Annotated in this window: 9 protein-coding genes; 3 read left to right on the forward strand and 6 right to left on the reverse strand. The window is 41.3% G+C overall.

The window, feature by feature from the left end; all coding sequences use genetic code 11:
• Positions 1 to 293 precede the first annotated feature (293 nt).
• The 3 genes from J7K40_07920 (at position 294) to glgA (ending at position 4,141) form a co-directional block, all read left to right on the forward strand.
• A complete protein-coding gene (locus J7K40_07920; protein ID MCD6162325.1) occupies positions 294 to 1,508 on the forward strand; it encodes a hypothetical protein in 1,215 nt (404 codons plus the stop codon).
• A gap of 121 nt (positions 1,509 to 1,629) precedes the next feature.
• Positions 1,630 to 2,637, forward strand: a complete 1,008-nt coding sequence (gene galT / locus J7K40_07925; protein MCD6162326.1) for a galactose-1-phosphate uridylyltransferase — start codon at positions 1,630 to 1,632, stop codon at positions 2,635 to 2,637.
• Positions 2,638 to 2,665: 28 nt separating this feature from the next.
• Positions 2,666 to 4,141 (forward strand): glycogen synthase GlgA, encoded by a 1,476-nt coding sequence (glgA, locus tag J7K40_07930; GenBank protein ID MCD6162327.1) that lies wholly within the window; start codon positions 2,666 to 2,668, stop codon positions 4,139 to 4,141.
• Between the two features lie 198 nt (positions 4,142 to 4,339).
• Here the strand turns inward: glgA and J7K40_07935 are convergent, their stop codons facing one another.
• From J7K40_07935 to J7K40_07960, 6 genes are all read right to left on the reverse strand, one after another.
• Entirely contained in the window at positions 4,340 to 5,635 is a 1,296-nt protein-coding gene (locus J7K40_07935; GenBank protein MCD6162328.1) for a TldD/PmbA family protein, read from the reverse strand.
• Positions 5,635 to 6,999 carry a TldD/PmbA family protein gene (locus J7K40_07940; GenBank protein ID MCD6162329.1) on the reverse strand — a complete coding sequence of 455 codons (1,365 nt, stop codon included), beginning with the start codon at positions 6,997 to 6,999 and terminating at the stop codon, positions 5,635 to 5,637. Before J7K40_07940 ends, J7K40_07935 begins: the two co-directional genes overlap by 1 nt.
• Before the next feature lie 200 nt (positions 7,000 to 7,199).
• Positions 7,200 to 8,336: a tRNA guanosine(34) transglycosylase Tgt gene (gene tgt / locus J7K40_07945; protein ID MCD6162330.1), complete on the reverse strand. Its 1,137-nt coding sequence runs from the start codon at positions 8,334 to 8,336 to the stop codon at positions 7,200 to 7,202.
• Positions 8,333 to 8,902 (reverse strand): flavin reductase family protein, encoded by a 570-nt coding sequence (locus tag J7K40_07950; protein ID MCD6162331.1) that lies wholly within the window; start codon positions 8,900 to 8,902, stop codon positions 8,333 to 8,335. Before J7K40_07950 ends, tgt begins: the two co-directional genes overlap by 4 nt.
• Positions 8,903 to 9,862, reverse strand: coding sequence for an HD domain-containing protein (locus tag J7K40_07955; protein MCD6162332.1), 960 nt, complete (start codon positions 9,860 to 9,862; stop codon positions 8,903 to 8,905). It lies immediately after the preceding gene.
• A 277-nt stretch (positions 9,863 to 10,139) separates the two neighbouring features.
• Positions 10,140 to 11,665: DUF262 domain-containing protein (locus J7K40_07960; protein ID MCD6162333.1), on the reverse strand; the 1,526-nt coding region annotated here is incomplete at its 5' end.

Genomic DNA, 11,665 nt, shown 5'->3' on the forward strand with positions numbered 1-11,665 from the left:
TTCAATGCTAGCTACCAAGCTCCTGCTTGGTAACTATGAACCAGGAATAAATGACCTGACAGCTTAAGGAAAATAATTTTCTCGAAAGGAACGTGAATTTCAATGATAGCTACCAAGCTCCTGCTTGGTAACTATGAACCAGGAATAAATAACCTGACAGATTAAGGAAAATAATTTTCTCGAAAGGAACGTGAATTTCAATGCTAGCTACCAAGCTCCTGCTTGGTAACTATGAACCAGGAATAAATGACCTGACAGCTTAAGGAAAATAATTTTCTCGAAAGGAACGTGAATTGGATTTAATTATATTCGAGGATAAAAATGCTGATGGTTTCTATCCCCTATCGGTATCTCATCCTGTATTCGATTTGTTTTATGGATGCTATAACATTGTCGAACGCTATCGAAGGTTTTTCAAGCCTGACAACATTTGTTTAAGCTGCCGCGAATATTTGGCTGATGTTGCCCGCGAAAAGTATGAAGTTTCCGTTAATAACTTTGACGCCATTAAGAATGATTGCCTGCTTATTAATGCGGCTTTGATGCCGGATGTTCAGCTATATAACCAGCTTTTAAATGCCAAGCCTGATACTGCATTTATTAGCGATAATGCATTAATCGGCGCCAGACTATCGGCTGATAAATTTAATGACCTGAGTGCTGAAAACGGCTTGCTGTTCGAGGCTGATAATTTTCGGAGTATCTCAAATATTATCGATATAAAAGACTCGATGTTTAAACATCTATGGGATATCGTTAATTATAATGGCAGAGCAATTGTATTTGACTTGAAACATATACCCGGCATCAGCAGTTGGCAAAGCTCTTCTTTATCGAAAAAATATGGCAGTAATGTTTTTGTCCATAAAACTGCTCAAGTTTTCGATGACGCATTTATCGACGCCTCTGCGGGACCGGTAATAATAGATGAGAACGCTGTAATCGAGGCGCGGACATTGATTCAGGGACCGGCATATATCGGCAAAAACAGCCGGGCTTTGGCGGGTATGATAAGAGAAGGCTCAAGCCTTGGGCCAACCTGTAAAGCAGGCGGCGAACTTGAGGAAACGATTATCATGGGTTGTTCAAATAAAGCACATGAGGGATTCATCGGGCATGCCTATATTGGAGAATGGGTAAACCTTGGAGCATTGACGACCAATTCGGATTTGAAAAACAATTATTCCGAGATACAAGTTCAGTTAAACAGCCAGCTTATTCCGACAGGTTCGATTAAGGTTGGCTGTTTCATAGGTGATCATACTAAAACAGGCATAGGCACGCTCCTTAATACCGGAATGGCGATAGGGTTTTGCTCGAATATATATGGCGGAGCTTTATTTACCGATAAGGAAATCGGTCATTTCAGATGGGGAACTCCCGGTAATCTTGTTGATTTCAAGTTTGAAAAAGCAATTGAAATAGCTAAAATAGCTATGAGGCGTCGGGATATAAAGTTTACATTAGCTTACGAGAAGCTTTTTAAACATATTGCCGATACTGTTTGATTAAAGACTTGCTGCTGCACACAGACATGCCTTAGAGACAAGGTCTTGTGCCAGCTGTTGGGATTATTATGAGAGCATTAGCAAGAAAGTATTGGTTTACATCAAGGATTAGGAGGACAGCTTGCCTGAATTGAGAAAAGATCCAATAATCGGAAGGTGGGTTATTATTTCTACAGAGAGAGGCAAGCGGCCTACTGATTTTAAGAGCGTAACGAAAACCAGGAACCAGAAATTATGTCCATTCTGCAGTTCAAATGAAAGTTCGACGCCGCCGGAGGTTTTTGCGATTAGAAATAACGGTTCGGCTCCTAATACGCCGGGTTGGACGCTGCGAGTGGTGCCGAATAAATTTCCAGCTTTGAAAATTGAGGGCGATTTAAACCGTGAAGGAGTCGGTATTTTTGATAAAATGAACGGCGTTGGCGCTCATGAGGTAATTATCGAGACGCCTGATCATATGAAAGACCTTGCCGATTTAGAGTTTGAGGATTTCAGGAATGTTTTGCGCGCCTTCCGTGAACGGATTATCGAATTGAAAAAAGACTCTCGCTTCAAATATATACTGGTATTTAAAAATCAGGGCGAGTTAGCGGGCGCCTCGCTGGAACATTCTCATTCACAACTAATCGCAACTCCTATTCTGCCAAAAAGAGTCATGGAAGAATTAAACGGCGCCAAGCGGTATTATGATTATAAAGAAAGATGTATCTACTGCGACATTATCAGGCAGGAATTAAACGACAATATTAGAATCGTTGCGGCCAATAACATGTTTATAGCGATAGAGCCATTTGCCTCACGTTTTCCGTTTGAGACATGGATAATGCCGCGTTTTCATGAATCCAACTTTGAAACGATAAGAGGCGAGGCAATAATAAGTTTGGTATCTTTGCTGAAAGAAACACTGCAAAAGCTTCGAACAGCTCTAAATGACCCCCCCTATAATTTAATGATACATACCGCACCGTTAGACAACTATTATCCAAAAGAATATCATTGGCACATTGAAATTATACCCAAGCTTGTGAAGGTTGCCGGTTTTGAATGGGGCACAGGTTTTTATATTAACCCGACAACACCTGAGGATGCCGCCCGGTTTTTAAATGAAGTTAAGCCTGTTTCGGTTTGATTCATATAACCCCATGAAGGAGAAATAAATGAGTTCATTACAAATAGCATATATATCGCCTGAGGTTGTTCCTTTTGTTAAAACCGGCGGGCTTGCCGATGTAGCCGGAGCCTTGCCGGATGCATTAGCAAAAATGGGAAATACCGTTAAAGTATTTCTGCCATTATATTCATCCATCAGTAAAAAGAAATACGGAATAAAGCCCTTGAAATCCGATATTCCGATAACGGCCGTATCCAGTCAAGAGACATTCGATCTGTATCATAGCTCTGAAAAAACAGCCGGCTGCGAATATTATTTTATCAAGATGGATAAATATTTCGACCGAGATGATTTATATCTGTCGCCTGAAACCGGCAAGGACTATAAAGATAATGACGAAAGGTTCATTGCATTTTCCAAAGCGGTCTTGGAATCTATTATCGCTTTAGAATGGAAACCGGAAATAATTCACTGCAACGACTGGCAGTCCGGTTTGATTCCCGCAATAATAAAATATATTGATTACGGCGCCGGTTATTTTAAACAAACTCGAACGGTTTTTACAATTCATAATATAGCCTATCAAGGGCTATTCCCTGCCAAGACGTTCCTCAAACTCGATATAGAAAAGACATTATTTTTCCCCACCAGCGGGTTTGAATATTATGGCAAAATCAGCTTTTTAAAAGTCGGGCTTAATTTCGCTGATGTTTTAACAACTGTATCAAAACGATATGCCAAGGAGATTCAATCATCCGAGGAATACGGCTGCGGTATGGAGGGAATTTTACGCGACCGCACTAATGATCTTTATGGCGTTCTTAACGGGATAGATTACGATATCTGGGACCCAGCAGCGGATGAGCTGATAAAAGCAAACTACCAGCCTGATAAGCTCGCCAACAAAAAGAAGAATAAGAACGCTTTGAGAAAAATAAACAAGCTGCCGATGGTGCGTCGGGATGTTCCTCTTATCGGTATGATATCCCGCTTTGCAGACCAGAAGGGATTCGATTTGCTCGCTGAGGCAGCCGATGACATTTTCGAGCTTGATATACAGATGGTTATTCTTGGCTCCGGCGATGAGAAATATGAAAAGATATTTGCTAAACTTGCGAAAAAATATCCTAAAAAGCTGGCGGTTAATGTAAAATTCGATAATAAACTGGCACATCTTATCGAGGCTGGTTCTGATATGTTTTTGATGCCCTCTCGCTATGAGCCATGCGGCTTAAATCAGCTTTACAGTTTAAAATACGGAACCGTGCCGATTGTGAGAGAAACCGGCGGCTTAGCTGATACAATAACCAACTGCAACCCGGTTAAAAATACCGGCAATGGTTTTGTGTTTAAAGACTACGACAGCAGTGAATTGCTTAATGTCATTAAATTTGCCGTGGAGGTTTACAAGAGTAAAAAAGCCTGGACCGATATTATGAAGCGGGGCATGATGCAGGATTTCTCATGGGACAGCTCAGCGAAAAAGTATATGCAGATATACAAGAAAGCGTTAGAGAAATAGGCATTGCCGGTATCGGGTAGGGGATGCCTGCACGATAATGTTGGTGCACGGGGACGTACACCAACCACGGCTTTTATCAACAATCTGGGGCATCCGCTTAATGAAGACAACCCTGCTTTTTTAGTTTTTAGCTCTGGTTACCAAGCGCCGCTTGGTAACCAGAGGGTGCATCCGCCCAAGGCGGGCGTTTTTGCTTTTTTAGTTTTTCGTTGTTACGCTGACACTATCACATAGTATCGGCGGCACTTTACCCATACAATGAGGCCACATCGCAACAGCGGCAAGGCTTTGTGTTTTGCCAATATCGACTATTCTTTTCAGCGTTTTATAGGCATTGCCGGCTATCATGACATCTTTAACCCTGCCGACTATTTCGCCTTTTTCGACATATAAACCGGGACTGGCGCCGACTGAAAAATCGCCGTTGGGTATATTGCCGCTATGAGCACCCATCGCTCCCTCGATGATTATACCTCTGTCGATTAACTTTATCATCTGAGCTAAGGATTTCTTGCCCGGTTTAATCTGCAGATGAGCCAGGGCAGGACTGCCCTCATAGCTATTGCCCGTCGAATCAGTGTTTAGCTTGCTGGCATAACACAGATCCGAATAGAAGTTTTTCAACACGCCTTTTTCGATAATCTTCATCGGCTTAGTCGCCACTCCCTCATCATCGAAAGCGCGCGCGCCCGGGAATCTGTCATCATGTGGGTTGTCAACGATAGTGAGCTTTTCATCAAATATTTTTTTGCCAGTCAGCCTAGCAATCGGCGACATTTTTTTATATACATTCACCAGGCTTGTGCCGCTAAGAATTCTCCAGATTAATGCCGTTAAACTGTTGGGCATAAACAGGACTTTCATCTTCCCGCCCTTTGGTTCAACCACCTTAGATGATTTATTGTAGATATTAATCAGTTCCTTAATCATATCTGCCGGCATTTGTTCAAAATATTTTTTTTCATGAATTCTATAGACAGCAGAAGCCGAACCGGGATATGTTATACCGCCATAGGAGAAATAGGTGGTAAACTGATCGGCGATATCAGTTCCGGCGCTGTTAATAATACGGATTTTCTTTATATCCATGGCTGCGCCAGCCATAATCTCGCCATCAGTCTGCGACTGCAGATGCTCACAAATGCGGGAACATTCATTTACTAATTGTGTATTCGACAGGGAATCGGCTGATAAATCGTATGTGTATAAATGCGGCAGTTCATTAGTGAACGGGAAATTATAGTTAGCCTCGACTCCGCCCTTGAGAGAATCAAGCGCATTTTGGATAAGCTCTTCCCTATTGAGCAAGTTTCTGGTTTGGGTAACGCCAAGACTATTGTCTTTAATAATTCTCAAGCTAACCACTGTTTGAATCTTGCTTTCAATCTCATGAAGTTTGGCGTTGCTGAATTTTACTTCATTGTTTGTATATTCGGTTGAATAAACCTCAACCTGATCGCTGACTTTTTTTGCCATTTCCAATAGTTGTTTCATTATACACCTCCCACAACGAGTTTGTTAATGAGCGTATGAGGTCCGCCATGACATGAACGGATATTTAGTTGGCCTTTGCCGCAGCCGCCTACTTTGGTTAATTCTAAATCATTACCTACCGCGGCGATATTGGCTAAGGTCTGATATAAATTGCCAGAGATATTTATATCGCGCACCATTTCGCCGACTTTGCCGTTTTTCACAATAAAGCCGTATTGAGCGCCAAAGGTGAAATTTTCACCAGCGGTTTGACCGCCTTTGGCATCCAGAATGTAAAGACCATCCCCAAGCATGGCAACAAGCCCATCGAAACTATGTTCGGCAGGTTCAATAAAAATATTTCCCATTCTGATAATAGGGGCATATTTGTAGTCTTCCGCGATTGAATGGCCGGAAAGCGGCTCATCAAACTCGACGGCGGTTCTTCGTGAATGCAGACGGCCGGTTAACACGCCGTTTTTCATAAGCTGAGTCGGACGAACACGCACGCCTTCATCATCGTATTTGTAAAATCCGAGCTGGTCCGGCATAGTCGCATCATCTTTGATATTTGTTATATCGCTGCCGAGCTTATCCCCTATTTTCATCTTGGCTCGCATTGCCGGAAGTTTTTCGATTATATCCGCCTCGGAGAAATGCCCGAATGCCTCATGGGCAAACACTCCGGACAGGCTCGGATTAACGACACAGTTATAAACTCCGCCTTTAACCGGCTTAGCCTTTAAAAGATCCAAAACGATACCGGTTCTTTTTTCAATAAGCTGTTCCTGGTTGCGAATCGTCGAAAAGCCATTACTTCCCCCAAACCCGACTCGAACATTCTGAAGCAGGCTGCCATCCTTAGCGGCTATTTCACCGCCATAGCTTACAGTTATTAAGTCTTCACGGATTTCCGAACCTTCTGAATTTAGAAAATATTTTTCTCTGATGTTCTCTTTATAACTTAGCGTTGTGGACACAACTTTTTCATGGCTAAGCGGAATATCATTATATTTCCCGGCAAGCTCCAGCTTCTCATCCATTGAAATATTTCTGGGGTCTTCTTTTAGCGTCGGGATGAATGTATCCTTGATGACTTCCGTTGCTGCCAGTTTAATCGGTTTGTCGATATTTCTTGCTATTAGCTTGGCGTTTTCCTCGGCAATACGCATAGCGTTTTCAGCATCGCCTACTTTGGTAAACACCACCGATGACATGCCGCCATTTACTAAAACCCTTAGCACATAACCATCAGTGGTATTGGAGCTGATTGCTGTTAGCTCCTTGCTGTTGAAAGTAATAACCGCATCTTTTTTTACCTCATACCGGATATCGGCATAATCCGCCTCAACCCTGTTGAGAATAGCTCGCAGTTTTTCAAACATTTTTCCTCCTTATTTATTTTATTTTTATTGCATCAAGATGTCGGGTTTCTACTCGCCGCTGTCCGCCTTAGGCGGAAAACCCGACTTACTTCTGTTATATAAACAGAGGGCGTATGCAATACGCCCCTACGCGCCGGGGTGTTCATTATAGGCGGACGCCCCTATGCTCATATTATGTTTCGTGATTGACAACCATCTTATCATGCGTACAACTCTTCAACTCCTGATTCGAGCTCTTTTAACATGTAAGCCTTAAAGCTTTGATACCTGCTTTCCTCAATAGCTTTACGAATATCTTTTATTAAAGTTATATAAAAATACAGATTATGAGCGGTAGTCAGCCGCAAGCCGAGTATCTCCCCTACCGACAGCATATGGCGAATATAGGCGCGCGTAAATCCTCGGCAGGCAGGACAGCCGCATTCCGGGTCGATAGGCCGATAATCCTCCGCATAGACAGCGGCTTTGATTGTCATCTTGCCCTTGCGAGTAAATATCGTGCCGTTGCGCGCATTGCGGGTGGGCATGACGCAATCGAACATATCTACGCCATAATAAACAGCATCAATGATATCCTCCGGCGTGCCGACTCCAAGCAGGTGGCGCGGTTTAGCTGAGGGAAGCTGCGGCGCCAAATAATCCAGAATCCTGATTAAGTCCGCTTTGGGTTCGCCAACCGATAATCCGCCCAGTGCCAAGCCGGGCAGGTCTAAATCAGTTATATCCTCGAGGCATTTTTGCCGAAGGTCTTCGAAGATTGAACCCTGAACGATACCGAAAAGCGTTTGATGCTGAGGATTTTCCAGCCACTTGACTTTAGCGCGCTTCATCCATGCCAGCGTACGTTGAGCGTCTTTTTCCGCCTGATGCTGTTCGGTCGGATATACGGTGCAGACATCCAGCGGCATAATTATATCGGCGCCAAGTTTGCGCTCAATTTCTATTACGTTTTCAGGCGTGAAGATATGCCGCGAACCATCGCGGTGCGACTGAAATTCGACGCCTTCATCTGTTATCCTGTTTAAGGCTTTCAGTGAAAACACCTGATACCCGCCGGAATCGGTGAGAATCGGTTTGTCCCAACCGCTGAATTTATGCAGACCGCCGGCATGCGCGACAATATCGGCTCCCGGGCGAAGGTATAGATGATAGGTATTGCCGAGGATTATCTCGGCACCAAGCTCTTTTAATTCGGAGGGCGACTGCGTTTTAACCGTGCCGAGCGTGCCCACCGGCATAAATACCGGCGTTTGGATATCGCCATGAGCCGTTTTTATTAAGCCGCATCGAGCATGACCATCAGAGGATAATATTTTGAAACTGAAATCGTTTATCATTTCCCCTTTGTGTAGCCGTAAAAGCCATGAACTTTGGATAAACCTGACCAGTATTGACGGGCATTCGCTGCATAAATCAAGGGATCTAATTTTTCCACATCTAATGCGCCATCCGAATTCAGGATGGACTTATCGATATGAGTGGCGACTATTTCAGCAATAAAGATGTAATGCGAGCCAAGATTGAGGGTTTGCCTTACCATGCATTCGAGGTTTATCGGCGATTCCTTAATAAGCGGCGCTTTAATTTTTTGCGCAGGTTCAGGAGTCAAGCCGGTTGTCTTGAACTTGTCGAAATCTCGGCCCGAATTGTTGCCGCAGAAGTCAACCTCTTTGACCAAATTGCTTCCGGTCATGTTTACAACAAACTCTCCGCTTTTTTTGATAAGCTCATAGGAGTATCGTTTTTCTGTGATAGAAACCGATATCATAGGCGGTTTGGAGCAGACAATGCCGCACCAGGCAATCGTGATTATATTTGGCCTATCATCGATATCGCCGCATGCAACCAGCACAGCCGGCAGCGGCGTCAACAATGTTGTTGGCATTAAAGATTTTTTCGCCATTTAATCCTCTCCCTGTTTATCATCAAAATAAATAAATCTCTCTAAGAGCTTCACATAATTGGACCAGCGCTGACCGGGCTGTCTGGTTTTTGCTTTCACTTTTAATATGCCGCCAACCCGCGAATCCAACAGATCGGCTATCGAAAGCACGTTGGCTTCAAGCGTTTGGGGCAAAACCGGTGATGCTTTCTCATAAGCATCATGATGAGACAATACCAAGTGACGTACTAATCTCTTTTTTTCGACAGGAAAATCGCCAAGGCGGTCGATTTTGCGGGAGATGATTCTATCGGCGATTACAATATGGCCTGTTAACCTGCCTTCATCGGTATAATCGAAAAAGTTGTCGAGCGAGTATGTATCCGCCTTGCCGACATCATGAAGCAAAGCCCCGGTGATTAACAGGTCATGGTTGAGGTCATCATACAACTCGCATGCCGCCCGGCACAGATAGGCAACATTCAATGAGTGCTCAGCCAGCCCGCCGATGTATGAATGATGCCAGAGCTTGGCGGCTGGCGCATACGAGAACTTTCGTCTAAGTATGCCGTCATTAAAAATCTCAGAAAGCAGGGCTTTGTAATGAAAATCCCGAATGCTGTTGATTATTTTATCGATTTCAGCCAGCATTTCCTCGGGACTGCGCAAGCCGGTTGGCAAAAAATCCGAGGGGTCATAATCACCATCCCTCAAAGATTCCATAGATATAACATTTATTTGAGGAACATCCCTATATGTACCGACAGTTCCGGCAACTCTGATTATATTGCCGATTGATATATCCTGAATATATTCCTGCGCGTTCTCCCAGCATACCCCGCCAATACGGCCGGTTTTGTCGCCAAATTCGAGGCTTAGATATTTCTTGCCGCCGTATTCTCTAATATCAAGCTTGCGCAGGACGAAGCTGTCATTAATAGTCTGGCCGGGAGTGAGTTGATTTACCCAGGATTCTTTCACGAGATTTCTCCGTTTAAAGCTGCTGTCGGGTTTGGGGACCCGACAGCGTAAATAATAATAGTTTTATAAAATAAGGAAATAATATCGAATGTAAAACGATTTTTTTCTTGGTCTTAAGCTGTGTTTGGAGACAGGGGAGCGAATTTAGTTTGCTGCGTGTGCAGTTAAAATGTCGGGTTTTTCCCCGCCGCGGCGGGTCAGAACCCGACCTATTTTGCTAAAATTCCCACTGGAACAGGACACTGCAGTAAAGTTAATGAATTTGTTAGCTGGTTAATTAATAGTTATTTATGTCAAACATAAAATGTTCAAATTTATCAAGAATTAATCTTTTCCTTTCAATTATGAATTTTTCAAAATTTTCAATTTTCCATAAATCAGTGTCTTTAGGAATAAGATGTAAATCCAAATAATCATCACCTTTGTTTTTAAACCATTCTTCTGGTAATGTATCGGATTTACCACCAGAGCCATTTTCTTTAGCAGTTAATAACATTAAATTCGCTATTTGATCTCTATCATATCGTTTATATCTTAATATATCTTTCCTATCCGTGTTTGGATTAATATCTTTAATTCTTTTTAACGCACTTTGAGGGAATATATGATCAATTTGTGGTTTATTATTTTCGTAGCTTGGCTGATAATTAAAACCATACCAAATATTAAACAACAGGTGGATTTCTTTTGACAAATAATGCTGATTTATAATTGTATCCTTTGAAACTTCTAAATTTCTACCGTCTGCTCTAATAATTTCAAAAATTTCATCAACATTAAAATTTTTATTCTCTTTAATTTTTTTAGTGCATTTATCAATTAAACCATCTGGACTACCACTAAAGGCTCCTGTTAGCAGTGTTCTTAATAGATATTTGTTTAAATCTCTACTTTTTTTCCATTCATCTGGTAAATAATATTTAAAATATATTAATGGTATCAAAACTAAATATGATGGCAATGTTTTATCAGTTTGTAAAAATGTTTTACCATAAATAAAATCCTTTACCTCTTTTATTGCATTTGAAATTTCATCCCAATTTTCTATTATTTTCTCTCTTGTAGATTTATCCCTAAACTTTTCAACCTTATATGCTGCACCTTTATTTAAAATAGCAAGGCAAGTTTTTAGTGTGAAATCTCGACTAAAATTATATCCTGTTTTATTTAATTTTTCTAATAACTCTTCCATTTTTTCATCTGCTTCTTCCCAACTTGAAGTAAGTAATGAAAACAATAAATCGGACTTTCCAAGTTGTGTTCCACCTGAATTAGCACGAATAAATATTTCTACAATTTCATCTTCACTGTAAAGTTCGGGATTATCAACACTATCAACTTCTTGAAATATTAAATTTTCTTGTGATGTGAATATGTCTTTTATTAAGTCTATATTATCCTTAATTCTATCTTTTTTGAAATCTGATAATTCACTTTTTGATTTTGCAATAATTTCTTCTCCTATTTGTCTATGTTTTTTATTGCTAAAAACTATTTCTTTAATTTTTACCCAAGGGAAATCAACTTCATTATTTTTAATAAATTTAAATTTATATTTTATATCGTCTGGTGCTACTGAATCACCACTTAAAATATTAATAACCAATTCATTATTTTCATAGCTTCCTTTTAAGCCAATAAAAAAGCTTTGTAATCTCTGTTGTCCATCTAAAACTAACATTTTAACTTTGTCATCAACAGGAATATAAGAATCAGTCAATTTTAAACTTTTTTTATAATTATCAATAAATTTTCTTCTTCTAATTTTTCTTTTTGTTTTCCAGACTAGTAATGTTCCAATAG

The sequence above is a fragment of the Candidatus Zixiibacteriota bacterium genome, from assembly GCA_021159005.1.
Lineage (GTDB): Bacteria > Zixibacteria > MSB-5A5 > UBA10806 > 4484-95 > JAGGSN01.

Bases quoted from the DNA above. Each gene is read 5' to 3' on its own strand.
- glgA (MCD6162327.1), top strand. From the start codon at position 2,666: ATGAGTTCATTACAAATAGCATATATATCGCCTGAGGTTGTTCCTTTT.
- J7K40_07935 (MCD6162328.1), bottom strand. From the start codon at position 5,635: ATGAAACAACTATTGGAAATGGCAAAAAAAGTCAGCGATCAGGTTGAG.
- J7K40_07940 (MCD6162329.1), bottom strand. From the start codon at position 6,999: ATGTTTGAAAAACTGCGAGCTATTCTCAACAGGGTTGAGGCGGATTAT.
- tgt (MCD6162330.1), bottom strand. From the start codon at position 8,336: ATGATAAACGATTTCAGTTTCAAAATATTATCCTCTGATGGTCATGCT.
- J7K40_07950 (MCD6162331.1), bottom strand. From the start codon at position 8,902: ATGGCGAAAAAATCTTTAATGCCAACAACATTGTTGACGCCGCTGCCG.